Annotated in this window: 17 protein-coding genes; 9 read left to right on the plus strand and 8 right to left on the minus strand. The window is 62.9% G+C overall.

Annotated features, from left to right (window positions below; all coding sequences use genetic code 11):
• The first annotated feature begins 223 nt into the window (after nucleotides 1-223).
• Together ACJ8M3_RS02435 and ACJ8M3_RS02440 are read left to right on the plus strand one after the other, a co-directional pair.
• On the plus strand, nucleotides 224-10,240 hold the full coding sequence (locus ACJ8M3_RS02435; protein ID WP_442514600.1) for an amino acid adenylation domain-containing protein: 10,017 nt from the start codon (nucleotides 224-226) through the stop codon (nucleotides 10,238-10,240).
• 130 nt (nucleotides 10,241-10,370) lie between these two features.
• Nucleotides 10,371-11,360 carry an aldo/keto reductase gene (locus ACJ8M3_RS02440; protein WP_033643631.1) on the plus strand — a complete coding sequence of 330 codons (990 nt, stop codon included), beginning with the start codon at nucleotides 10,371-10,373 and terminating at the stop codon, nucleotides 11,358-11,360.
• Here the strand turns inward: ACJ8M3_RS02440 and ACJ8M3_RS02445 are convergent.
• Nucleotides 11,357-12,250, minus strand: coding sequence for a LysR family transcriptional regulator (locus tag ACJ8M3_RS02445; RefSeq protein WP_033644309.1), 894 nt, complete (start codon nucleotides 12,248-12,250; stop codon nucleotides 11,357-11,359). The two genes, ACJ8M3_RS02440 and ACJ8M3_RS02445, sit on opposite strands and share 4 nt — an antisense overlap.
• A gap of 173 nt (nucleotides 12,251-12,423) precedes the next feature.
• On the opposite strand from ACJ8M3_RS02445, the gene ACJ8M3_RS02450 reads away from it, so the two are divergent.
• On the plus strand, nucleotides 12,424-12,819 hold the full coding sequence (locus tag ACJ8M3_RS02450; RefSeq protein ID WP_033643630.1) for a (R)-mandelonitrile lyase: 396 nt from the start codon (nucleotides 12,424-12,426) through the stop codon (nucleotides 12,817-12,819).
• 6 nt (nucleotides 12,820-12,825) lie between these two features.
• Here ACJ8M3_RS02450 and ACJ8M3_RS02455 read toward each other — a convergent pair whose 3' ends face one another.
• From ACJ8M3_RS02455 to gabD, 3 genes are all read right to left on the minus strand, one after another.
• Nucleotides 12,826-13,194 (minus strand): glyoxalase superfamily protein, encoded by a 369-nt coding sequence (locus ACJ8M3_RS02455; protein WP_033644308.1) that lies wholly within the window; start codon nucleotides 13,192-13,194, stop codon nucleotides 12,826-12,828.
• A 22-nt stretch (nucleotides 13,195-13,216) separates the two neighbouring features.
• Nucleotides 13,217-13,630 (minus strand): GyrI-like domain-containing protein, encoded by a 414-nt coding sequence (locus ACJ8M3_RS02460; protein ID WP_033643629.1) that lies wholly within the window; start codon nucleotides 13,628-13,630, stop codon nucleotides 13,217-13,219.
• 98 nt (nucleotides 13,631-13,728) lie between these two features.
• Nucleotides 13,729-15,204 carry an NADP-dependent succinate-semialdehyde dehydrogenase gene (gene gabD, locus ACJ8M3_RS02465; RefSeq protein ID WP_033643628.1) on the minus strand — a complete coding sequence of 492 codons (1,476 nt, stop codon included), beginning with the start codon at nucleotides 15,202-15,204 and terminating at the stop codon, nucleotides 13,729-13,731.
• A 211-nt stretch (nucleotides 15,205-15,415) separates the two neighbouring features.
• Between gabD and ACJ8M3_RS02470 the strand changes: the two genes are divergently transcribed.
• Nucleotides 15,416-15,631, plus strand: coding sequence for a glycogen synthase (locus tag ACJ8M3_RS02470; RefSeq protein ID WP_004935234.1), 216 nt, complete (start codon nucleotides 15,416-15,418; stop codon nucleotides 15,629-15,631).
• Between the two features lie 42 nt (nucleotides 15,632-15,673).
• On the opposite strand, the gene ACJ8M3_RS02475 is transcribed toward ACJ8M3_RS02470, so the two are convergent.
• Both ACJ8M3_RS02475 and ACJ8M3_RS02480 read right to left on the minus strand, forming a co-directional pair.
• Entirely contained in the window at nucleotides 15,674-16,588 is a 915-nt protein-coding gene (locus tag ACJ8M3_RS02475) for a pyridoxamine 5'-phosphate oxidase family protein (RefSeq protein ID WP_033643626.1), read from the minus strand.
• Nucleotides 16,589-16,592: 4 nt separating this feature from the next.
• Entirely contained in the window at nucleotides 16,593-17,210 is a 618-nt protein-coding gene (locus tag ACJ8M3_RS02480) for a glutathione S-transferase family protein (RefSeq protein WP_046687379.1), read from the minus strand.
• Between the two features lie 98 nt (nucleotides 17,211-17,308).
• Here ACJ8M3_RS02480 and ACJ8M3_RS02485 point away from each other — a divergent pair, with 98 nt between their 5' ends.
• The 5 genes from ACJ8M3_RS02485 to ACJ8M3_RS02505 all read left to right on the plus strand — a co-directional run bounded on the left by ACJ8M3_RS02485 (nucleotide 17,309) and on the right by ACJ8M3_RS02505 (nucleotide 22,202).
• Nucleotides 17,309-18,220, plus strand: coding sequence for a LysR family transcriptional regulator (locus ACJ8M3_RS02485; RefSeq protein ID WP_089197197.1), 912 nt, complete (start codon nucleotides 17,309-17,311; stop codon nucleotides 18,218-18,220).
• Between the two features lie 147 nt (nucleotides 18,221-18,367).
• Complete coding sequence (locus ACJ8M3_RS02490) at nucleotides 18,368-19,165, plus strand: alpha/beta hydrolase (protein WP_060660544.1); 798 nt, start codon at nucleotides 18,368-18,370, stop codon at nucleotides 19,163-19,165.
• A 1-nt stretch (nucleotide 19,166) separates the two neighbouring features.
• The gene (locus tag ACJ8M3_RS02495; protein ID WP_033643621.1) at nucleotides 19,167-19,538 is read left to right on the plus strand and encodes a RidA family protein; all 372 of its coding nucleotides are present in this window, start codon (nucleotides 19,167-19,169) and stop codon (nucleotides 19,536-19,538) included.
• Between the two features lie 58 nt (nucleotides 19,539-19,596).
• Nucleotides 19,597-20,784 (plus strand): amino acid aminotransferase, encoded by a 1,188-nt coding sequence (locus ACJ8M3_RS02500; protein ID WP_089197196.1) that lies wholly within the window; start codon nucleotides 19,597-19,599, stop codon nucleotides 20,782-20,784.
• 20 nt (nucleotides 20,785-20,804) lie between these two features.
• Nucleotides 20,805-22,202 carry an amino acid permease gene (locus tag ACJ8M3_RS02505; RefSeq protein WP_089197195.1) on the plus strand — a complete coding sequence of 466 codons (1,398 nt, stop codon included), beginning with the start codon at nucleotides 20,805-20,807 and terminating at the stop codon, nucleotides 22,200-22,202.
• 37 nt (nucleotides 22,203-22,239) lie between these two features.
• Here the strand turns inward: ACJ8M3_RS02505 and paaY are convergent, their stop codons facing one another.
• Both paaY and paaX read right to left on the minus strand, forming a co-directional pair.
• Nucleotides 22,240-22,836 carry a phenylacetic acid degradation protein PaaY gene (gene paaY, locus ACJ8M3_RS02510; protein ID WP_033643617.1) on the minus strand — a complete coding sequence of 199 codons (597 nt, stop codon included), beginning with the start codon at nucleotides 22,834-22,836 and terminating at the stop codon, nucleotides 22,240-22,242.
• Between the two features lie 12 nt (nucleotides 22,837-22,848).
• Entirely contained in the window at nucleotides 22,849-23,787 is a 939-nt protein-coding gene (gene paaX, locus ACJ8M3_RS02515; RefSeq protein WP_046687375.1) for a phenylacetic acid degradation operon negative regulatory protein PaaX, read from the minus strand.
• Nucleotides 23,788-23,824: the final 37 nt, after the last annotated feature.

Here is a 23,824-nt window from a genome sequence, read left to right on the forward strand (position 1 = left end):
GAATCATTTTGAAATGACAAATTATTTTTTATGTCATTGTTTTTGTTGGTTTTAGTTTATTTGTGTTTTTGTGGCTTTATTTTTTATAAAAATAAAATAATATTCGCTCTTATGTTTTTTAAGTTTTCGCCTAACAGCTCAATCGCATAACCATCACGGTATTTATGCCATGCATAAATATCTATTCATATATTATTGGAATATATTAAAAGGGAATTGATTCATGGGCGCGATCATCGCTTCACCCTATACCCACACGTTTTGGAATGAATACGTCCTCAATCCACACTCCTGCGAGTACAACCTGGTGCTGGATCAGACCATTGAGGGGGCGCTGGACGTCGATCGACTGCGCGCGGCGGTCGAGGGCGTGTGCCGGGACTATATTCTGTTTCACCATGTCCTCGACGACAGCTCGCCGCAATTACGCTGGGTAAAGACGGAGAAGAAAATTGCGTTGGAAACGCTTGATGCCGATTGCGATGTCGGCAAATTAATCAATACGCCGTTCGATCTCCGGGAGGGGCCGCTGTGCCGCTTCTACCTGATTGAGCTGGCGCCGCAGCGCTATAATTTGATCATTGTCGTTCATCACATCCTGATCGACGGCCTGTCCGGCCAGGAGTTCTACAACGCCGTTTCCGCCTATTACAATCGCGGGGCTGCCGTGGCGCCGCCGCAGGCGGATGAAACGGACATTTGTCGATTGTACCGGCGCTATGAGGCGGATATCGCGGCGTTGAAGCAGGACTTCGCTTCCGCGTCATTCTGGGGCGACCGGTTGGCCGAATGCGCCCCGCGCGTAGCGTTGCCTTATCTCCCCGGTGAAGCCCCCGAAGCACCCGGCGCCGGCGAAGTGCGCTTTACGTTGCCGTTCGCCGAGTGGCAGGCGCTGAAGTCCGGCGTCAGGTATGCCAACCCATTCCTGATATTCAAAACGCTGTGGGCGTTGCTGATCGCCCGGCAATCCGCGCAGGACACGGTGCATATCGGTTATCCCGTCGCGCCGGACGGCGGCGAGCCGCTGTTCTTCGGCGCCCAGGTCAACACCGCGGTGTTTCCCTTAACGCTCGCCCCGCAAGCCACGTTCAACCAGCTGTACCGCGCGACGCTGGCCTACAGCAAAGCGCTCAAGGTGACGGGCAAGCTGCGGCACAGCCAATTGCCGGTTTATGACATGCTGAACCTCAGCCCGGTGCGCGAGCTGAACGTCAATTTCACTCAGGCTTACCTGAAAGATGCGCCGCTGGCGCTTGACGGTTGCCGCATCGGCGTCAATCACCGTTACAACGTCGATCTGGCCGGTTCGGAACTGCTGCTGGAGTATCAGCCGACCGAGCAGGCCTTTGAGTTTCGCCTGCGTTATCGGCCCGATCTGTTCGACGCCACGCAAATGGCGGAGATGGCGGAGCAGTATCTCGGGCTATTGCAGCGTGCGCTAGCCGAACCGGACGCGCCGATAGCCGCGTGGCCGCAGCTCACGGCGCAGCAGGTTTTACGCTGCCGCGACGCCTGGGAGAGCGAGCCGGACACGGCCGACCCAGGAGCGACACTGCTCGACGGCGTGGCTCGCCAGGTGCGCCGTCATCCGGAACGCATCGCCGTAACCGATGCCAACGGTTCGCTCAGCTACCGCCAACTGGCGCAGCGCAGCGATCGCCTGGCAATACGGCTGAGGGAAGAATATCGCCGGTTGCGCGGCGCCGCCATGCCGCCAGAGACGCTGATCCCGCTGTATCTGCAGCGCAGCGCGGAAGCGGTGGTGGCGATGCTGGCCATCATGAAGGCGGGCGGTGCCTATGTGCCGCTGGATCCCGCGGCGCCGGCGCAGCGCCTGGAATATATTCTGCAAGAGGTGAACAGCCCCATCGTCCTGACGGAAAGCGCATTGCAAGGGGCGGCGCAGCGACTGGCGCCGGACGGCGTTTGCCTGGCGGCAGATGAACCGCTTGCCGATGCGGATGCCGCGAGCCTGCCGAATGTCGAAGCCCGGCAATTGGCCTACGTGATTTACACCTCCGGCACCAGCGGGCGGCCGAAAGGCACGCTGTGTGAACACCGGGGCGCGGCCAACATGGTGCGGGGCCATACGCAGCGTTTGCTGCGCAATGAATCGGGCGCGCTCAACTGCCTGCAGTTCGCGTCGCTGGCCTTTGACGCGCACGTGTTTGAAGTGTTCATGGCCCTGAGCAACGGCCACCGGCTGTTCATCGCGGGCGAGGCGCAGCGGCGCGATCCGGCGCTGTTGTGCGGCCAAATGGCGGCCTGGGGCATCGAAGCCTGTTTCCTGCCGCCGGCGCTGCTTGGCACCTTGCCAGACCTGCCGGCTTCGGTGCGCTATCTCGCGACCGGCGGCGAGGCGACCGCGCAGGAGGCGCTCGACCATTACCTGGCCTGCGGCATGCAGGTTGCCAATCTGTACGGCCCGACCGAGGCTTCGGTCAGCGCCAGTCTGAATATCTATCGCCGCAACGGCGCGCGCAATATCGGCCACGCCATCGCCAATATGCGTTGTTATGTGGTTGACGAGCATGACAATCTAATGCCGCTGGGGGCGGAGGGCGAGCTGTGTCTGGCCGGCGTCGGCCTGGCGCGCGGATACCTGAACCTGCCGGCGCTGACGGAAGCCGCATTCGTTGCCAATCCTTTTGAACTGCGTGAGCCTTACCGGCGCCTGTATCGCACCGGCGACCGGGTACGGCGCTTGGCCGACGGCAGCCTGGACTATCTTGGGCGACACGACCAGCAGATCAAGATCAACGGCTATCGCATCGAGTTGGGCGAGATCGAAATGCAGCTGCGCGCGCTGCCCGAGGTGGCCGAGGCGGTGGTGACCCTGCGCCCCGGCACGACGGACCAACTGGCGGCCTGGTATGTGCCGAAGCCCGGCGCGACGCCGCAGGCCGGCGACATCTTGCAACGCCTGGCGGCGCAGCTGCCGCATTATATGTTGCCGTCGGCGCTGTCGGCGCTGTCGGCGCTGCCGCTGACGGTGAGCCGCAAGGTCGATTACCGGGCATTGCCGGAACCGCTGCCGGTGGAGCGGCAAACGGCGTTTCGCCAACCGGGCACGCCGCTGGAGACTCAGCTTTCTGCACTGTTCAATCGGCTGCTGGGCGGCCATGTCGGCATGGACGACAACTTCTTCCGCCTCGGCGGCAACTCCATTATGGCCATCAGGCTGTGTCACGAAGTGAATAAACTGCCGGGGGCGAAGATCTCGGTGCTGACGTTGAATCAGCATCCGACGGTGGCCGCGCTGAGCGAGCATATCGCCGCTCAACGGCAGGCGCCGTCGGATGAGCCGCCCATCCTCGTCGGCGGGCTGCGGGAGGGGCCGCTGTCGCTTCAGCAGTCGCGATTGTGGTTTGTTCAGCAACTGTCGGCGGACGCCACGCACTATCTGTCGCCGGTGCTGCTGCGGCTGGCGCCGGACATCGATGACCAACGTTTTGCGGACTGTCTGCAGGCGATCGTCGAGCGCCACCAGATCCTGCGTAGCCTGATTCGCCAGAATGAGCGGGGCGAAGCCAGCCAGTGGGTCAGCGACGCCGTGCTGCCGGTGCCTTTGCTGACGGTGAGCAGCGCTGAGTTTGACATGGCGCTGGCGCAGGCCTGCAGCCGGCCGATGGATTTGACGCGCGAGCTGCCGCTGCGCGCCACGCGCTATCGTTACCGCGATGCGGCGGGCGGGGAAACGGCCGTTTGTCTGCTGGTGTTCCATCACATCGTCTTTGACGGTTGGTCGCTTGAGGTGCTGCTGCAGGAGCTGGACGCGCGCTATCGGGGAACGTGGCATAAGGCGACAGAGCCGGCGCTGCAATACCTCGACTATGCCTGCTGGCAACACGCGCCGGAAAATGTGCAGCGCCGGGCCGACGAATTGGCCTTTTGGCAACGAGAGCTGGCGGGTTGGCAGCCGCTCTCGCTGCCGGTGGATTTTTTGCGGCCGGCGGTCTTCGACGTACGCGGCGACAACAGCGAAGTGCCGCTGCCGGCGGCGCTGGTGAAGGTGCTGGAGGCGTTGGCGCGCCGAGAGGGCGTGACGCTGCATGCCGTGATGCTGGCGGGGTTCATGCTGTTGCTTGCCCGCTACAGCGGTCAGAACGATGTCATGGTGGGTACGCCGCTGGCGAACCGCAATCGCCCTGAGCTGGGGAATCTGATCGGGTTCTTTGTCAATACGCTGCCTTTACGCCGGCAGATCGACTCGCGTCAGGGCGTCGCCGAGTTTGTGCGAGAGGTGGCGGCCACGACGCTGCGGGCGCAGCAGCATCAGACGCTGTCGCTGGAGGCGCTGGTGGACGCTCTGGCGCTGCCGCGCGACTTTTCGCGGCATCCGCTGTGCCAGGTCATGTTCGCGCTGGAGGGCGAGAGCGGCGCACCGACGCGTCCGGACTGGCTGTCGGTGGTCGATCTGAGCGCGGATGAGCGCACCGCCAAGTTCGATCTGACGCTCACGCTGACGCCGCAGGGGGAGCAGATGCGCGCGCGCTTCAACTTCGCGTCGGCGCTGTTCAGCAAAGCGTCGATGGATCGGTTGGCCGGCTACTATCTCGCCCTATTGCAACAGATGGCGCGCCACGATGACTGGCCGCTGGAAAATATTCGTCTGCAGCCGCAGAGCCCGGCGCTGCCTGCGGCGCCGGCCTTTAGCTATGCGTTTGAACGCTGCCTGCAACAGGATTTCGTGCGGCATGCGCAGCGCAATCCGCAGGCCGTCGCGGTGATCGACGCGCAGGGGGAAATGACGTACGGCGAACTGCACGAGGCGGCGTTAACGCTGGCCACTCAACTGCGTGTGCAGGGCAAGATGACCGGCGACGCCATCGCCGTCGTCGCCGACAAGGGGCGCCGGCAGCCGATCGCCCTGTTGGCGGCGCTGATGTGCGGCAAGGCGTTTTTGCCGATGGAGGCGACATGGCCGCCGCAGCGGCGGCTGAAGGTGATGGCGCAGGCCGGCATCAATACGTTGCTCAGCGATGCGCCCTGGGCCTGCGACGAGATCAACCTGGTCGAACTGAATGCCGGCGGGCTGGCGGCGCAGTTGCCGCTGCCGGAGAGGCGTCTGCCGGCGGTGGAGGCCGGTCCTGACAGCCTGGCCTATATCATTTTCACTTCGGGCTCGACCGGCACGCCCAAGGGCGTAGCGATCGAACATCGCAGCGCGGTGAACATGCTGGAAGGCGTTCGGCGGTATTTTGGGTTCAACGAGCGGGATCGCAGCCTGGCGCTCAGCGCGTTGAGCTTCGATCTGGCGATCTTCGATATTTTCAGCCCGTTGAGCGCGGGCGGTGCGGTTGTGATGCCGGCCGAGCGAGATCGGGTCAATCCGCAAGCCTGGTATCAGCTGATGATGACACATCGAGTGACGCAATGGTTGAGCGCACCTGCCCTGATGGAGCTGTTGCTGGACTATGTAAACGGCGCGGGGCTGGCGGCCGGGCCTGCGCCGGCGCTGCGGGCGGTGATGGTGGGGGGCGACTGGATCGCCACCTCGCTGCCGGAACGCTGCCTGGCCTGGGCGCCGCACGTCCGCTTCTGCAGCGCCGGCGGCGCTACGGAGGCGGCGATCTTCACCATGCTGTATGAGGTGCCGCGAGGCGAGAAAATTCGCTCGGTCAGCATCCCTTACGGTAAACCGTTGCCGCACCAGCGTTGCTACATTCTGGATGCCGGACGACGGCCCGCGGCGCCGGGCGTGCGCGGGGAGATCTATCTGGCCGGTGAAGGGTTGGCGCGCGAGTATTACGGCGATCCGCAACGCACCGCCGAGAGTTTCTTCTGGCATGAGGAGCTGCAGGAGCGGGTGTATCGCACCGGCGACGCGGGCCGGTGGCTCGAGGACGGCAATGTGGAGTTCCTGGGGCGTCTCGATCAGCAGGTCAAGCTGAACGGCTACCGCATCGAGCTGGGTGAAATAGAGCATGCCGCGCTTGCCTATCCGGGGGTGACCGCCTGTTGTTGCGTGCTCGTCACCGACCCTCAGCCCTGTCTGGCCGCTTACTTCGTTGCCGATGAGGCGATCGCCCCGCAGGATTTGGCGCAGCATTTGAGCAGCCAACTGCCTCCTTACATGGTGCCGCAGGCGCTGATGCAGCTGGCACAGCTGCCGCTGACCGAAAACGGCAAGATAGCCCGACAGGCGTTGCCGCCGCCGAAAAGGACGGCGCGCGAGTTTGTCGCGGCGCAGAACGAGCGGGAGAACGCTTGCCTGGCGGTGTGGCGCGATCTGTTGCAGCGGCAGGATATCGGCGTGGAGGACAATTTCTTCTCGCTGGGCGGCAATTCCCTTCTGGCGATCCAGGCCTGTTACCAGATCGGTCAGCGGTTGGGGATCGAGGTGACGTTGAGCGAGCTGGGCCGGTTCCCGACGATCCGTTCATTGTGCCGTGCGTTGCTGCGGCAGGGGGAGGGCGTCGCGCCGATGTCGATCCCGCCGCTGCGGCAACGCGAGTATCCGCTCTCCGCTTCACAGCTGCAGCTGTGGTTTATCGAGAACCTGAACGGCGGCGGCAATCTTTATCATGTGCCGATGCTGTTCCGTCTCGGCGACGATGTCTGTCTGACGGCTTACGAGCGCAGTCTGCAGGCGGTCGTCGCCCGGCATCAGGTGTTGCACAGCCTGATTGCCCAGAAGCCGTCCCAAATTGCCGTCGCCCGGGCCTGTGAACAAACGCTATCGCTGGAGCGCGTGGCGCTGGAGGCGGCGCGCTGGCCGGACAGACTGCGGCAGGATATCGATCGGCCGTTTGCCCTGGAGGCGGAGTTGCCGATCAGAGCGAGCGTTTACCAGGTGGCGCAGCCGGATGGTGGGTGGGTGAATTACAGCCTGATCCTGGTGCACCACCTGGCGTTTGACGGCTGGTCGCAGCCGGTGCTGCTGCAGGAGTTGGATGCGCTGTATCAGGCGCAGCGGCAAGGGCGGGAGGCTGAGCTGGCGGCGTTGCCGTTGCAATATGGCGACTATGCCGTCTGGCAGCGGCGCTGGCTGGACTCCGCGTTGGCGGATGAGGCGAAAGCGTATTGGCGACAAGCGCTGGATGGGTGGCAGGCGCTGGAGATGCCGCTCGATTTCGTGCGGCCGGCGCGCTTCGATCATCGCGGCGCCAATCACGTCATCGCGCTGCCGGAGGCCCTGACGATGCAGGCGACGCAGTTCGCCCGGCGGCAAGGCGTCACGCCGTTTGCGCTGTATCTTGCGGCCTTTAATCTGCTGCTCGGTTACTTCAGCGGCCAGCAAGACATTCTGGTCGGCACGCCGGTCGCTAACCGGCCGGTGGCGGAGACCCGCTCGGCGATCGGATTCTTCGTCAATACGCTGCCGTTGCGCTCGCAAATAGACGATGCGGCGTCGCTGAACGATTATGTGCATCGGGTTTTTGATGGCGTGCTGCAGGCGCAGCGGCATCAGAATTTACCGTTGGATCAGTTGATTGAGCTGCTGCAGGTGCCGCGCGATCTGTCGCGCCATCCGCTGTTTCAGACGCTGTTCGCGCTGGAAGAGGCGGGTGAAGCGCCAGCCTGGCTGGCGCCGCAGGATCTGTTGACACACTATCAGGCGGCCAAATTCGATTTGACGCTGAGCATACAGTCGGCGCCGCAAGGCGGCAGGGCGATCTTCAACTATGCCACCGCCCTGTTTGCACCGGCCACGCTGGCGCTGTTGGGTGAGTATTATCTGACGATCCTCACGCAGATCGTCAATCACGGGGAGCAGCGCGTCAGTCAGTTGGCGCTGGTATCGGCGAGTGAAATGGCGCGGCAGCGCGCCTTCCGTCAATCCTGTCCGCCGGCCTACGATTTCGAACGCGCCATCCATCATGATTTTATCCGTCAGGCCGAGCGCGATCCGCAGCGGGTGGCGATTGTCGATGAATGGGGTGAGCTGAACTACGGTGAGCTGTATCGGCGTGCGTTGGTGCTGTCGTTGCAGCTGCGCGAGCATGCGGATATGCGCGCCGACACCATCGCGGTGATGGTGGACAAAGGGCGGGCGCAAATCATTGCGGTGCTGGCGATCCTGATGGCCGGCAAGGCCTATTTGCCGCTGGACGGCGCCTGGCCGGAACGCCGCCGCCTGGATATCGTCGCGCAGTCGCAGACCCGGATTATCCTCAGCAGCCGGGCGTGGGCGGCCCACGGTAACGCCAGACTGTTGACGATCGATCCGCAAGGTGCGGTCAACGCGTTACCGCCGGCGGCGCCGGGTGAGCCGGTCTTGCCGGCGCCTTCCGCGCTGGCCTATGTGATTTTCACCTCCGGTTCTACCGGCACGCCGAAAGGGGTGGCGATAGAACATCGCGGCGCGGTGAACAGCATCATCGATACCTTGCACCAGCTGGAACTCGGCGCGGACGATCGCGGGTTGGCGCTCAGCGCGCTGAGCTTCGACATTTCGGTGTTCGATATTTTCGGCCTGCTGTCGGTGGGCGGCGCCATCGTGATGCCGTCCGAAACCGAACGCTATCAGCCGGAGGCGTGGCATCGGTTGTTGATGACTCAGGGGGTGACCTTCTGGAATTCCGCGCCTTCGGTGATGACGCTGCTGGTGGAGCAGCTGGAGTCCGACGCGTCGCAGGCGCAGTGGCCGCATTTGCGCAACGTGGTGCTGGTGGGCGAGGTGATCTCGCGTTCACTGCCGGCGCGCATTCGCCAATGGCGGCCAGGGTGCCGGGTAGTCAGCGCCGGGGGCGCGACCGAAAGCTCCATTTGGTCGATTTTGTACGACATTCCGAAAACGCCGATCCTGGCGCCCAGCGTGCCTTATGGCCGGGCGATGGCCCATCAGCGTTTCTATGTGCTGGATCGCCATCTGCGCGTGTTGCCGCCCTGCTTACCGGGGGAGCAGTACATCGGTGGGGCCGGCGTGGCGCGCGGCTATTACCGCAATCCGTCGCTGACCGAGGAAAAATTCATCTACCATCCGGAACTGGGGGAGCGGCTTTATCGCACCGGCGATGCCGGGCGCTATTTGCCGGACGGCAATCTGGAGTTCCTCGGCCGTATGGATTTTCAGGTGAAAATCAATGGCTACCGCGTCGAGCTGGGGGAGGTCGAGCAATGTGCGCTGGCGTTCGGCGCGATCAAATCCTGCTGCGCCATGGTGCTGTCAGAGGCGCATCGGCAGCGTCTGGCGCTGTATTACGTCAGTGAGGCGCCGCTGGAGGAGTCGGCGCTGCTGGCCTTTATGAGCGGGCAATTGCCGCTATACATGCTGCCTGCGGCGCTGGTGCGGCTGGAAGCGTTGCCGTACAACTCCAGCGGCAAGCTGGATCGCAAGGCGTTGCCTGTGCCGGCGGTGAGGGAACCGCAGGCCTATGTCGCTCCCGCGAACGCGCTGGAGCAGCAGTTGTGCGCATTGTGGCAGGAGGCGCTGCAGTGCGAGCAGGTCGGCATGACGGACGATTTCTTCCTGCTGGGCGGCACTTCGATCAAGGCGATCTCCCTGTGCGTCGGCATGGGGGCGCTGATGGCCGCGCCGGTGCCGGTGGTGCAGCTGTTGCAAAGCCGCACCCTGAAAAATCTGCTGGCCGCCAACGAGCGCCGTTTGGTCATGCCGCTTAACCGCCGGACAGACGGCGTGCCCACTGTGTGGATGATCCACCCGGCACTGGTGGGCGCGGAGGCGTTTCATGCTTTCGCTCAGCCGTTGCAAGGGCGACTCAATTGCTATGGCGTCGATAACCATAATCTTTACCATCAACCGACCATCGACTCGCTCGGCGAGCTGGCCGAACGGTATTTGAACGACATGATTGCCGCCGGCCTGCTGCAAGACGCCGGACCGGTGCGCATTCTCGGGTGGTCGCTGGGGGGCATCATCGCGCTGGAGATCGCCGCTCGCCTGGAGGCGCGCGGCTGCCGTAACGTGCAGCTGTATCTGCTGGACAGCTTCTATCGGCAGACCACGGCGGAGCTGCCGCTGGAGCAACTGCTGCCTGCGCTGGGCATCGAGGGCGAGGCGGCGACACGCGCCATGGCCGCCGGGCAGGCGGAGCGGCGGCTGTCAGAGGGAAGGCTGAGCCGCCGATTGCAGACCACGAAAGTGACGCTGTTTAAGGCGACGGAGGGTAACCCGCAGTTGCCGGAGGCGATAACGGCGCCGCTGCTGGCGCTGGAAGATAATGGACTGGGCGCGGTTTGCGCGCAGCTCAAGATTATCCCGCTGGCCTGTCATCATCATAATATTTTGCAGTGTGAGGAGGCGATCGGACAAGTGCTCAACGATGACGTTTGATTCATGAGCCTGGTTCATAAGCTCAAGCGTATTTCGCCCCATAGTCATGGCGGCAGTCGCGTTTTACAGTCACCACACCGGAACGGCGCCGCGTCAGGCGGGGCCGGTATCAATCAGTGGGGGAGTGAAGATGCAAACACGCAAATTGGGGCGCGAAGGGCTGGAAGTCTCGGCGTTGGGGTTGGGCTGTATGGGACTGAGCTTTGGCTACGGCCCGGCCACCGATAAACGGCAGGCGATCGATCTGATCCGCGCCGCGGTCGACGAAGGCGTGACGTTCTTCGATACCGCGGAGATTTACGGTCCGTTCACGAACGAGGAATTGTTGGGCGAAGCGCTGGCGCCGGTGCGCGATCGGGTCGTCATCGCCACCAAGTTCGGTTTCGACTTGCCGCAGCCGGCGGGGCAGCAGGTGTTGAACAGCCGTCCGGAGCATATTCGCCAGGCGGTGGAAGGTTCGTTGAAGCGCCTGCGGGTGGAGACGATCGATTTGCTGTATCAGCACCGTGTCGATCCCGAGGTGCCTATCGAGGAGGTGGCCGGTACGGTGCAGCAACTGATTCGCGAAGGGAAAGTGAAGTATTTCGGCCTGTCGGAAGCCGGTGCGCAAACCATTCGGCGAGCTCACGCGGTGCAACCGGTCACGGCGCTGCAAAGCGAATATTCGCTGTGGTGGCGCGAGCCGGAGCGTGAAATCTTGCCGACGCTGGCAGCGCTGGGCATCGGTCTGGTGCCATTCAGCCCGCTCGGCAAGGGCTTTCTCACCGGCGCCATCACCGAGGACACCACCTTTGACAGCGGCGATTTTCGCAACGTGGTGCCGCGCTTCAGCGCCGAAGCGCGCCGGGCCAATCAGGCGCTGGTGAGCGTGCTGGGGCAGATAGCGCAGCGCAAGGGCGTGACGCCGGCGCAGATCGCCCTGGCCTGGCTGCTGGCGCAGCAGCCGTGGATCGTGCCGATCCCGGGAACCACCAAGCGTCACCGGCTGGAAGAAAATCTTGCGGCGGCGTCGGTGGTGTTGGCGGCGGACGAACTGGGTGAGATTGAGCGTGCGCTCTCCGCTATCGACGTGATTGGCGATCGCTACCCGGCGCATCTGCAGAAAAACGTCGGGCGTTAAGCCCCGCGCCGCAGCGCCTCAATCAGCAGCGCAAAGGCGGTGGTGTGTTGCCTGCGGCTTGGATAATAGAGGTAATAACCGGGAAACGGCGGACACCAGTCGTCCAGCGCCATCTGCAACCGCCCGTCGGCCAGCGGCTCGGCGACGGTATCTTCCGGCACAAAGGCGATGCCGAGGCCGAGCTGCGCGGCGTCGATTCGCTGGCGCAGGCTGTTGAAGGTCAGTTGCCCCTCCACCCGCACTTTGATCTCCCGGCCATCGCGGGCAAATTCCCAGGCGTACAGCCCGCCGAGGGTGGGCAGGCGCATGTTGATGCAGCGATGGTTTTGCAGCGCTTGCGGCGTAGCGGGGAGGCCGTAACGGGCGAAATAGTCAGGGGAGGCGACGGGCACCATGCGCATATCCGGCCCGATGCGCACCGCGACCATGTCCTTCGCTACCTGTTCCCCCAGCCGAATGCCGGCGTCGAATCGCCCGGCGACGATGTCGGTCAGGCTGTTGTCGATGGTGATTTCCACGTTGATATCCGGGTAATCGACGAGAAAAGTGCGCAGCACCGGCCATAGCACCGCATCCACCGCGTGTTCGCCGGCGGTGATGCGGATGTTGCCGGCGGGCCGATCGCGCATTTCACCCAGCGCGTTCAGCTCGTTTTCTATCTCCGCAAAGCGTGGACCAATGCTGTTGAGCAACCGCTCACCGGCCTCGGTGGGGGCGACGCTGCGAGTGGTGCGCGTGAGCAAACGCAGCGCCAGGCGTTCTTCTAGGCCGCGAATAGCGTGGCTGAGCGCCGATTGGGAAACCCCAAGCTGTGCCGCCGCTTTGGTGAAGCTGCGCTCCCTGGCCACCATCAGGAAAGCGATCAGATCGTTAAAGTTTTCTTTCAACATATCGGCACCGAAGAGGAGGGTGAGCGCACTGTCGCGCGTAGATTTATGAATTGAGCTCATAGCTCCTTGCGCATTCTACCCGCTAGTCGCCGGAAAAGCATGGCGCTATCTTGACATCACTCACTCATGATTATCAGCGCCGGCTGTGAGATCCGGCGCGGAGGACACGACAGATGAAAATACAACGCAGCGGTTCTATCCCATCACAGCGCGGTTCGGCGGATTACTTTACCGGGCAGGTACGCATCGACGCGCCGTTCGCCGGTGATGCGCCGGCCAGGGTGGGCGGCGCGACCGTCACCTTCGAACCCGGCGCCCGCACGGCATGGCATACGCATCCGCTCGGCCAGACGCTGATCGTCACTCAGGGGCGCGGGTGGATCCAGATGTGGGGCGAGAAGACGCAGGAGATGCACCCCGGCGATATCGTTTGGATACCGGCCGACGTCAAACACTGGCACGGTGCGACACCGGACACCGCCATGACCCATATCGCCATCGCCGAAGCGGTGGACGGTAGCCCGGTGACCTGGCTGGAGCCGGTCAGCGAGGCGGACTACCGACCATAACGCCGATCAGGCCGGGGGGCTCTGTTCGCAAAACCGCAGGCGGTTGCCGAACGGATCGGTGAGGTTGAGCTCTTTGCCCCAGTCGACAACCTCCAGCCCCGGCCTGGCATAGCGATAGTTTTTGGCCGTGAGCTCCTGGTGCAGCGCGTCGATATCGTGCACCGGGATGAAAATGGCGGCGCCGGGCGTGCTGTCGCCATAGTGTTCGCTCAGGTGCAGCGTCAGCTCTGAGCGGGCGATCTGCATGTACAGCGGCAGATCTTTGCTGAAACGGTGCTCCCACGCCAGCGTGAAACCGAGAAAATCCAGATAAAACTCTTTGGCCTTGTCGACTGAAAAGATACGCAGGATCGGAATGGCGGGGGAGAGCGTCATCATTGTTGACCTCACTGTCGCGTTAGCGGCAGCCGATATGGATATCGGCTGCGTCGGGGCCGGTATAGGCTTCGAAGTCGGTCAGGAAGCGACGTTCGATTTCCGGGTGTTGCTCGAAGTAGGCCCAGATGGCTTGCCAGCCTGCGATAACCGCCGCCGGCATGGCGCCACGGGCCTGGAACACCAGATAGCGGCCGGGTTGGATGTGCAAACCGCTCTCTGCCGCGCTGCCGGCGGTGACGTCAAACGGCCCGCTGGCGTCGGAGGCGTAATTGGAGTAGACCCCGTAAACCGGCATGGCGGGCGACGTGGCGAAAAAGTCTGACCACAGCGCCGGGATTTTAGCCGTCTCGGGCTGGGTTTCGTCCTGATTGGTGGTTCTGATTGTCAGGCCGACGACGTAAAAACCGGGCAGGTGTACCGAGAGAGGCTGCATAGAGGCAATTCCTTTTAACCGCTGAAAAGATGCCTAAAGGTAGCAAAGGCTCCCCAAAACCGCCAGACAGGGCCCCCGCAGACGCGGGGACCCTCGCATCAGGCGCCCAGGCCGCCGAGGCACAGGTATTTGATCTCGAGATAGTCTTCGATGCCGTATTTTGAGCCTTCACGGCCCAAACCGGAGTGTTTCATGCCGCCGAACGGCGCCACTTCGGTGGAGATCAGCCCTTCGTTGATGCCGACAATGCCGTACTCCAGCGCTTCGGCCACGCGCATCACCCGGCCGATGTCGCGGCTGTAGAAGTAAGCGGCCAGGCCGAACGGCGTGTCGTTGGCCAGTTCGACGGCGTCGGCTTCCTGGCTGAAGCGGATCAGGGGCGCCACCGGGCCGAACGTCTCCTCGCGGAAGATTTTCGCCGTGCGCGGCACGTCGGTCAGGATGGTCGGGCTGAAGAAATTGCCGCCCAGCGCGTCAGGCTTGCCGCCCAGCAGCACCGAGGCGCCGTGCTCGACGGCGTCGGCGATGTGCTCGCGCACTTTCTCCACCGCGTCCGGGTTAATCAACGGGCCGATGGTGACGCCGTCATCCAGGCCGTTGCCGACTTTCAGCTTGGCGACGGCGGCTTTCAGTTTGGCGGCGAAGGCATCGTATACGCCGTCTTGCACCAGAAAACGGTTGGTGCAGACGCAGGTCTGGCCGGCGTTGCGGTATTTCGAGGCGACCGCGCCGGCCACGGCGGCGTCCAGATCGGCGTCGTCAAACACGATAAACGGCGCGTTGCCGCCCAGCTCCATGCTGGTTTTCTTGATGGTGGGCGCACACTGGGCCAGCAGCTGCGCCCCCACTTCGGTGCTGCCGGTGAAGGAGAGTTTACGCACGTCCGGGTTGGCGGTGAGTTCGCCGCCGATGCCTTTGCTGGGGCCTGTTATCACGTTGCACACCCCGGCGGGCAGCCCGGCGCGCTCCGCAAGTACGGCGATCGCCAGCGCCGAGAACGGGGTCTGGCTGGCGGGGCGGATCACCCCGGTGCAGCCCGCCGCCCAGCCGGGGCCGGCTTTGCGGGTGATCATCGCCGCCGGGAAGTTCCACGGAGTGATGGCGGCGAACACGCCGATCGGCTCTTTTTGCACGATGATGCGGCGACCGGCCTGCGGCTGCGGAATCGTGTCGCCATACACCCGCTTGCCTTCCTCGGCGAACCATTCGATAAAGGAGGCGGCATAGGCGATTTCACCGCGGCTTTCGGCCAGCGGTTTGCCCTGTTCCGCCGTCATGATGCGCGCCAGATCCTCCTGATTTTCCATCATCAATTCAAACAGCCGCCGCAGCTTGCCGGCGCGCGCTTTGGCGGTCAGCGCACGCCAGGCGGGCAGCGCCTTTTTGGCGGCGGCGATGGCGCGCGCGGTTTCTTCGGCGCCGAAGGCCGGCACATGGCCGACCAGCTCGCCGTTGGCGGGGTTATGAATGGCGATCGTGTGGCCTGCTTTGGCCGGCAACCATTGCCCGTCGATGTAATTGGCCTCGCGGAACAGCGTGGGATCCTTGAGGGTAGCGCTGATGCTGGTGCTCATTGGTCTCTTCCTTTGCTGAGTTCAACAGAATGGTCTATCCCATACGGCTACCCTTTACCCTAGCAAATTTTGCCGCCGCCGTTTGTCAAGGTGGCGACAAGATGAGCGTTTTCTTCATGCGCACCTTCTGTACAAAAAACATCCGCCGGCGAGCCGATACTGAAAGAGCAGGCATATGACCCTTTTCGATGTGATTAAAAGGAGTGTGCGAATGATGAAATCAGTGGACAGGCATCTCGCGGCCTACGGCAGCGAAATGGATTTTTTGGCGTCGAGCATTGCCCTGATGGAATGGCAAGGGCGGCAGATTGACGCCGGGCAGGTGGCCGGCAATATGTCGGAGCAGCAAAGCCGCCTGTTCTTTGCGCGGTTAAATTATTTTCGTCAGCTTTATCAGGCCGCATCGGCGGCCGAACACAGCCTGTAATTTCCGATCCAGCCCCGCCGCCGCGGGGCTTTTCATTTCAGCTCAGCGGCGCCACACCCCGGTCGCCAGCGTCGCCGGCGAATACTCCAGATTACGCCCCCGCCACGGCAACGCCGCCGCAAAACGCCAGGCGCGGCGCACGTCAAATCGCCAATAGCGTTCCGCCCCTTCGACGCCGGGATCCCCTTCCGCCTGCCAGAGGATTTGCGTTTCCCCCTGCAGATGCAGCACGTCGCCGCGATCGAAATCGATGAACAGCAGCGCCGCCCGCGGTTCGGCCAGCAGATTGCCCAGCGTGTTCATGTAGCGGTTGCCGCGAAAGTCCGGCATCCACAGCGTGTCACCTTCCAGGTGGATAAAGCCGGGGCGGCCGCCGCGATGGGAAATATCCACGCCGCCCTGCGCCAGTGCCAGGTGCGCGCAGCTGGCGACGAAGCAGGTGTCCGCGGCGCGGATCAGCGCCTGCGCCGCCGCATCCAGCACGGCCAAATGCTCAATCGGCTGCGGCCGGCTGTCCACCGGGTAGAGTTCGCGGCGCTGAATGTACTGCGGGCAGTTGCCGAAGCTTTGCTGAACGAGGATTTCCACCCGGTTTTTGTCGGTGCGGCCGATGGCGCCGTTGGCGCGGTTGCGCCGCCGGTTGCTGAAATCCAGCCCCAGCGCGCCGACCGGCTTGCCGGGCAGCAACAGCGCCTGGGCGGGATCGTCGCCGCGGCGCGGCGCGCTGATGCGTAAATGCGTGTCGTCCGGCGTGCGTAAAAATCCGGGCGGGCCGGTGAACAGGGTGGCGATGGGCCAGCCTTGTTCATCCAGCGTGGCGACAAACAGGTAGGGCAGCGCGGCGAAAAACGCGCGATGCTGATCCGGCATCGCGGGGTAGATGCCGCCGCCTACGCTGCCAAACCCGGCCAGCGTCTGCGCGCGCAGCTCATCGGGATGGAACAGTTGAGGGATCATGGCGTCAGCTCCCCGCCGGTTCCGGCAGGGCCGGCATGGCAAAGAAGCCGGGCAGTGCAGCGATGCGCGCCGCCCAGCGACGTATCGCAGGGTAAGGCGACAGTGAAATGCCGCCTTCAGCCGCGACCGCCACGTAGCTGTGGCAGGCCAGATCGGCGATGGTGGGGTGTTCGGTGGCCAGGTAGTCCCGCTCGCTCAGATGCTGTTCCATCTGCGGCAGGAAACGATCGCTGACCGCCCGCGCCGCCTGATAGTCCTCCGGCACGGCGAATTGGGCGATCAGTCGGCAGGCCGCCGGGCCGTAGCGGACTTCACCGGCGGCTTTGGAAAGCCAGGCCTGCACTCGCGCCGCCGCGGCCGGCTGTTCCGGCAGCCAGTGGCTGTCCGGCGCATAGCGCTTCACCAGATAGACCAGAATGGCGTTGCTGTCGGCCAGCGTCAGATCGCCATCCTGCAAGACCGGGATCTGGCCGAACGGGTTGAGCCGGCGGAAGGCTGCGCTCTGCCGTACGTCCGCCGAGGCTTCGACCCATGCATAGGGCAGCGCCAGCATGCGCAGCAGCAACGCCACGCGATGAACGTGGCCGGAAAGCGGGGTGCCGTAGAGTGTGATGGTGGACATGGCGTTTCTCCTCAGTGCTTTTTGTCAGCATACTCTTGCGTTGAACGAGCGAAATCCGGCAATGTGGAAATTGATAATTTCACTTTTCGGAAGAATCTATGGATCGGTTAGACGAGTTGGCGATTTTCGTGGCGGTGGTGCAGCAAGGCAGCCTGGCGGCGGCCGGGCGCAAACTGCGGCGTTCGGCGCCGGCGATCACCCGGGCCATCGCCGCGCTGGAACAGCGTTTCGGCACCCGATTGGTGGAGCGCACGACCCGGCGGCTGGCGCCCACCGAGGCGGGTGCGCGGCTGTTGGAGCGCGCGCAACGGCTGCTGCAGGATTATCAGGCGGTGGTGCAGGATACCGCCGAAGCGCAGCTGAGCGGCTTGCTGCGCGTTACCTCGCCGGTGCAGTTCGGCCGCCGGTACGTGGCGCCGGTGGTGATGACATTTCTCGATGATTACCCGCAGATGCAGATCGAAATGGTATTGAACGATCGCAATCTCGATCTGATTGACGAAGGGTTGGATATCGCGGTGCGCATCGGTCATCTGCAGGACTCTTCCCGCGTGGCGCGGCGGCTGGGGCAGGTCAGCCGGGTGACGGTCGCCAGCCCGGATTACCTGGCGCGCTGCGGTGAACCGCGATCGCCGGCGCAGCTGGCGGAGCACGCCACCATCGTCGGCACCCAGCGGCCGTCGCTGCGCGAATGGCGCTTCGGCCCGCAGGAAAACGGCGAGCGCGTGCGATTGACGCCCCGGCTGTTGCTCAACGACGTGGAAGCGCAACTGCTGGCGGTGCGCGCCGGCAAGGGCGTCGCCCGGTTGCTCTCGTATCAGGTGGCGGACGATTTGGCCGCCGGTACGCTGGTGCGGCTGTTGACGGATCATGAGCCGTTGCCGATGCCGGTACAGCTGGTGGCGCAGCAGGCGCAGCACATGCCGCTGAAGGTGCGCGCCTTTTGGGATTATGCATTTGAACGGCTCAGCGCCTTGCCGCAAATTCAGCTGGACGGGCGGGGGAAATAAACGCAACAAGTTTCATGGGTTAAACTTTTTCATTATTCATCAGGTTTTATTTTACCGGGCGCGCATTGCTGATGCGCCCGTCTTGACAATAATGTTGTCGGTGCTAATAGTTAATTCACATCTTAAATAATAAACGAAGTTTAATATATGAAACCACTTGCGGGGAGTTATGACAACGGCGCCACGGTGGATAATGAAGCGGCTATTTTGACTTCATTTCAAACCCGCAGCGCGGCTGTTTATAAACAGACGCGCCATGAAAATAATATTGCTTATGGCAACGGCGAACGCGAAACATTTGATTGGCTCTATTCTGCAAAGCAGCATCAGGGGACGTTAATTTTTATTCACGGCGGCTATTGGCAATTTTGCGATAAGGCGGATTTCGCCTTTATCGCCGCCGGGCCGCTGGCGTTGGGTTTTGACGTGGTATTGGTGGAATATGCGCTCGCACCGGCGGTGGATCTCGACGAAATATGCCGACAGATCGGAATGGCGCTGGATGCCATTCAGCGCCGCCTGCCGCCGCACTACGCCCATCCGGTTTATCTGTGCGGCCATTCCGCCGGCGGGCAGCTGGCGGCGCTCTGGCAGCAGCATGCGTTGGTGGATGCCGTCTTTCCCATCAGCGGCCTGTTCGAGCTGGCGCCGCTGCAACAAAGTTATGTCAATCGGGCGCTGCAGTTGACCACGCGGCAAATTGAAACGCTCAGCCCGGCGCGCCGCCTGCCGACGCGCGGCAAGCCGCTTACGCTGTATTACGGCGCATTGGAGCTGCCGGAACTGAGAGGTCAGTCGCAACACTATCATGCGGCGCTGCGCCAACGCGGGCTGCCGGCTGAACTGGTCGCGGTGCCAGGCGCCAACCATTTCACCATCCTGGATGCGTTGTTCGCCGCCGACGGCGCGCTGCTTCGCCAACTTGACCACCACGGGAACCACTGACATGCGCGAGATTGTAGAGACCGGGCTGCCGGATATCGGCCAGCCTTTTTCCTGGGCCACCCGGGGCGGCGGCATGCTGTTTACCGCCCATGGCCCGGTGCGGGCGGACGGCAGCATCGACACCGGCGCGCCGGAGCGACAGATTGCGCTGACCTTCGATAACCTGGCGCAGACGCTGAAGGCGGCGGGCAGCCACAGCGATAAGGTGCTGCAGGTGATCGTGTATCTTACCGACGTTAACGACGTTAAATGGCTCGATGATATTTACCGGAAATACTTTAATTATCCTTATCCCAATCGCTCCACGGTTATCGTCGAGAAATTGGTGGTGCCCGGAATGAAAATAGAAATTACCGTCAGCGCCATCGCCTGATTTAATTTCTCCTTAAGCCTGTCTTCATATTAATTCAATAACGAGTTAAGGATGCGTCATGTTTAAACAGATTGCACCTTCCGCCGCCGATCCTATTATGTCGCTGATGGAAGCCTATTTGCAGGATCCCAATCCGAAAAAAGTGAATTTAGGCATTGGGCTGTATTACGATCGGCAGGGGAATATTCCGCTGATGCAGGCGGTTGAGGCCGCCGAGCAGCGGTTGCTGGCGCTGCGCCGCCCGCACGGTTATCCGCCGATCGAAGGTTCGCCGCAGTTCGCCCGCCAGGTGCAGGCGCTGCTGTTCGGTGAGCAACAGGCGGCCGAGATCGCCACGGTGCAGACCGTCGGCGGTTCCGGCGCGTTGAAGCTGGCGGCGGATTTTTTGCGTCACTTTCTGACGCGCGGCGAAATCTGGGTGTCCGATCCTACCTGGGCCAATCACTGGGCGATTTTCGAAGGCGCCGGGCTGCAGGTGAATACCTATCCCTACTTTGATGAAGCGGCGGGCGGCCTGCGTTTCGCCGCCATGCTCGACGCGTTGGACAGCCTGCCGCCCGGCAGCGTGGTCTTGCTGCACCCTTGTTGCCATAACCCGACCGGCACCGATCTGACGGCGGAGCAGTGGCGCGCCACGCTCGCCGTGCTGCAGCGACGCAGCCTGCTGCCGTTGTTCGATATCGCCTATCAGGGCTTCGGCGACGGGCTGGAGGAGGACTGCTTTGTATTGCGCGAAGCGCTGAAAACCGATCTGCCGTTTTTGGTCTGCAATTCGTTTTCCAAAAACGTCGCGCTGTACGGCCAGCGTCTGGGCGCGCTATCGGTGCGCTGCGCCGACGCGGAAAATGCCGCCAACGTCAAAGGGGCGTTAAAAACGCTGATCCGCCGCAGCTACTCCTGCCCGCCGACGCACGGCAGCCAGATCGTGGAAACCCTGCTCGGCGACGCTGAACTCGGCGAGCTTTGGCGCAATGAGCTGGCAGAAATGCGCTCGCGCATCAAGCAAATGCGTGAACAGCTGGCCGCCGGGCTGGCGCAGGGTGGCTCTTCGCTGGATCACCGGCGCATACGCGATCAGCGCGGCATGTTCAGCTATACCGGCCTGAACGAAGCGCAGCTGCAGACCCTGCGGCAGCGCTATGCCATCTATCTGGTCTCGCCCGGCCGCATGTGTCTGCCGGGGCTTAACCCCGGCAACATTGACTATGTGACCGCCGCGATCCTCGACGTCACCCGCACCGCCTAACTCCGCTCGGGAACCCAGCCATGCCACAGATGAATGATTTTGAGCATATCGCTCGCCGCCAGGGCGGGTTGAACAAGCATCTTACCGCCGGGCAGATGTCGATGCTGGCGATCGGCGGCGCCATCGGCACCGGGCTGTTTCTCGGCAGCGCCTACGCCATTCAGATGGCGGGGCCGTCGGTATTGCTGAGCTACCTGATCGGTGGCGTCATTGCGCTGCTGCTGATGGGCAGCCTGGCGGAAATGACCTCCGAACACCCGACGCCCGGCTCGTTCGGCGACTACGCCGAATTCTATCTCGGCCCGCTGTTCGGTTTTCTGGTGCGTTACTCTTACTGGTCTTGCGTGGTGCTGGCGGTGGGCACCGAAGTCACCGCCATCGGCATGTACATGCAGTTCTGGTTCCCGGCGACGCCGACCTGGCCGTGGGTGCTGCTGTTCTCGGCGGCGGTGATCGTTGTTAACGTGATCGGCGTGAAATCGTTCGGCCAGGTGGAATACGCGCTGTCCACCGTCAAAGTGACGGCGATCGTGGCGTTTATTCTGATCGGCATCGGCATTCTGGCGTTCTCGGGCAACCCGGCCTATGGTCTGCGCAACCTGACCGCCGGCGGCTTTATGCCGTTTGGCGTCAAGGGCATGTGGTTCGCGGTGATCGTGTCCATCTTCAGCTACCTGAGCATTGAAATGATCGCGGTGGCCGCCGGCGAGGCGAAGAATCCGGTGATTGCGGTGAAGGCGGCGTTCAAGGGCACCATCGTGCGGCTGTTCATCTTCTACATGCTGTCGATCGCCCTGATGCTGGCCATCGTGCCCTGGCGCCAGTCCGGCACCGGCGAAAGCCCGTTCCTGATGGCGATGAACGTGATCCATCTGCCCGCCGCCGCCGGTATTTTCAACTTTATCGTGCTGGTGGCGGCGCTGTCGGCAATGAACAGCCAGCTGTATATCACCACTCGCATGATGTTCTCGCTGTCGCGCGCCGGGCAGGCGCCGGCGGCGTTGGGGCGCGTCAGCCGGCGCGGTATTCCGGTCAATGCGCTGGCGATGTCGTGCATCGGTATCGTGGTGTCTATCGTGCTGAGCCTGGTGGCGCCGGAAACCTCGTTCGCCGCCATGATGTCTATCTCGGTGTATGGCGCCTGCTTTACCTGGCTGATGATTTTCGTCACCCACCTGTTCTTCCGCCGCCGGCATCGGCAGACCCACCTGAAATTTCGCATGTGGGGCTTTCCCTATACCACCTTGCTCGGCGCCGGGCTGATGGCGGCGTTGATGATCTCGACGGCGTTTACCGAATTCTTCCGCATGACGCTGTGGTTCGGTATTCCGTTCACCTTGCTGCTGATGGTGGCTTATCACTTCCAGAGCCGCCGCGCGGCTACGCCGTCGCCGTTCAAGGCGCCGGAGGTGGAGTAATAAGGGGAGGGGCTGAGGCGCATCTCAGCCCCGGGGATTAAAGCTGGCTTTTCGGGATCAGGTGGTCGCCGAAGCTCAGGCGCCGGCGGCCCGGTTCGATTTCGGTCAGCGGCGCCACTTCGTGCAGCGAGGATTTGCAGCGCTGCACCAAATCCTGATACTCGCGGGTGCCGGCGATCTTCCAGGCCAGCTCCTGTTCGGTCAGATCGCGCAGCACGCGCGCCGGGCTGCCGACCACCAGCTTGTTGGCTTCGATCACCGCCGCGGCTTTGACGAACGCCATCGCGCCGACGATGGTGTTCTCGCCGATCTCCGCACCGTCCATCACCACCGCGTTCATGCCCACCATCGCGTTGCGGCGAATGCGGCAGCCGTGCAGGATGGCGCCGTGGCCGATATGGCCGTCTTCTTCCACCACCGTGTCCTGCTGCGGGAAGCCGTGCATCACGCAGTTGTCCTGAATGTTGGCGCCGTCGCAGATCACCAGGCGGCCAAAATCGCCGCGCAGGCTGGCGTTCGGGCCGATATACACGTGTTTGCCGACGATCACGTCGCCAATCAGCACCGCCGTCGGGTGCACGTAACTGCTGGGGTCAACGACCGGCGTCAGGCCGTCAATCTGATACACAGGCATAGCGTGAGTTCCTTAACATGTAGGGTCGCGCGGCAGGCCGCCGAAGCGCCGATAGTAGCCGGCGGCCGGCGCGGGCAGGGCGCCGATGGTGGTCTCCGCCAGCGCGCTGACGTAGTCCGTCGCGGCGCGATCGACCTGCTGATAGAGATTGATGCACAGATTGCGGGCGATCTGGCCCTCCCACTGGGCGGGCAGCAGCGCGTCCGGCAGCAGCGGATCTTTCAACACCACGCGACGGAAGAAGTGAATCAATAATAGCTTAATCTGGAAACAGCGCAGCGGCGTCAGCGCCGCCGGGTCGACTTCGCGCAGCAGCGCCATCAGCGGCCGGAAAGAGACGATAAACTCATGATAACCGGCCGCCACCTCGCTCAATGACCAGCAGTCGGCCACCAGTTTCTGCAGCGTTTGCTCGGAGCGGTTGTAGGGGTAATCGGCGCGGAAGTAGATCACCTGCTCGCTGGCGTTCAATTCGCCGAGCAGCGCCGTCACGTCGGTTTGCGCATGGGTGGGGGCGGCCATCAGGTTGTTGGCGATCTGCCCGAACCCGAGCCAGCCCAGCTCTTTTTTCAGCCGCGCGCGCGCGTTTTTTTCGGCGCATTCCAGCAGCAACAGCTCCCATTTGCCGTCCCAGGCGGGCTGCTCGCGCAGATAGATCTTCGATTCGGCGTGGCGGAACTGGCGCATGCCCTGCTCGGTCACGCGGTAGAAGCTGCGGCGGCCGATTTTCTCCACCGCCAGCCACCCCTCTTTCTGCAGGCGGAACACCGAGGTGCGCACGAAGCGATCGCCGAAACCGAAGGCCTCCAGCAGCGCGCTCAGGCTGCCGAGCCACACTTCGCCGCCGCGGTGGCTGAGCGCGTCGCCGTACAGCGAAATGATCAGCGACGTGCCGCTGATCGGCTGGGCGTCGACGGCATGGCGAATGAACTCATCCAGTTTATGTTCCATATTTTTCCATGGGTTAGCCTTCGATGAGCCACAACAT

Source organism: Serratia sp. CY55921, assembly GCF_052167655.1.
GTDB lineage: Bacteria > Pseudomonadota > Gammaproteobacteria > Enterobacterales > Enterobacteriaceae > Serratia > Serratia ureilytica.

What these genes read in the sequence shown, in the direction of transcription:
- ACJ8M3_RS02435 (WP_442514600.1), top strand. Translation starts at nt 224, where the DNA reads ATGGGCGCGATCATCGCTTCACCCTATACCCACACGTTTTGGAATGAA.
- ACJ8M3_RS02440 (WP_033643631.1), top strand. Translation starts at nt 10,371, where the DNA reads ATGCAAACACGCAAATTGGGGCGCGAAGGGCTGGAAGTCTCGGCGTTG.
- ACJ8M3_RS02445 (WP_033644309.1), bottom strand. Translation starts at nt 12,250, where the DNA reads ATGTTGAAAGAAAACTTTAACGATCTGATCGCTTTCCTGATGGTGGCC.
- ACJ8M3_RS02450 (WP_033643630.1), top strand. Translation starts at nt 12,424, where the DNA reads ATGAAAATACAACGCAGCGGTTCTATCCCATCACAGCGCGGTTCGGCG.
- ACJ8M3_RS02455 (WP_033644308.1), bottom strand. Translation starts at nt 13,194, where the DNA reads ATGACGCTCTCCCCCGCCATTCCGATCCTGCGTATCTTTTCAGTCGAC.
- ACJ8M3_RS02460 (WP_033643629.1), bottom strand. Translation starts at nt 13,630, where the DNA reads ATGCAGCCTCTCTCGGTACACCTGCCCGGTTTTTACGTCGTCGGCCTG.
- gabD (WP_033643628.1), bottom strand. Translation starts at nt 15,204, where the DNA reads ATGAGCACCAGCATCAGCGCTACCCTCAAGGATCCCACGCTGTTCCGC.
- ACJ8M3_RS02470 (WP_004935234.1), top strand. Translation starts at nt 15,416, where the DNA reads ATGATGAAATCAGTGGACAGGCATCTCGCGGCCTACGGCAGCGAAATG.
- ACJ8M3_RS02475 (WP_033643626.1), bottom strand. Translation starts at nt 16,588, where the DNA reads ATGATCCCTCAACTGTTCCATCCCGATGAGCTGCGCGCGCAGACGCTG.
- ACJ8M3_RS02480 (WP_046687379.1), bottom strand. Translation starts at nt 17,210, where the DNA reads ATGTCCACCATCACACTCTACGGCACCCCGCTTTCCGGCCACGTTCAT.
- ACJ8M3_RS02485 (WP_089197197.1), top strand. Translation starts at nt 17,309, where the DNA reads ATGGATCGGTTAGACGAGTTGGCGATTTTCGTGGCGGTGGTGCAGCAA.
- ACJ8M3_RS02490 (WP_060660544.1), top strand. Translation starts at nt 18,368, where the DNA reads ATGAAACCACTTGCGGGGAGTTATGACAACGGCGCCACGGTGGATAAT.
- ACJ8M3_RS02495 (WP_033643621.1), top strand. Translation starts at nt 19,167, where the DNA reads ATGCGCGAGATTGTAGAGACCGGGCTGCCGGATATCGGCCAGCCTTTT.
- ACJ8M3_RS02500 (WP_089197196.1), top strand. Translation starts at nt 19,597, where the DNA reads ATGTTTAAACAGATTGCACCTTCCGCCGCCGATCCTATTATGTCGCTG.
- ACJ8M3_RS02505 (WP_089197195.1), top strand. Translation starts at nt 20,805, where the DNA reads ATGCCACAGATGAATGATTTTGAGCATATCGCTCGCCGCCAGGGCGGG.
- paaY (WP_033643617.1), bottom strand. Translation starts at nt 22,836, where the DNA reads ATGCCTGTGTATCAGATTGACGGCCTGACGCCGGTCGTTGACCCCAGC.
- paaX (WP_046687375.1), bottom strand. Translation starts at nt 23,787, where the DNA reads ATGGAACATAAACTGGATGAGTTCATTCGCCATGCCGTCGACGCCCAG.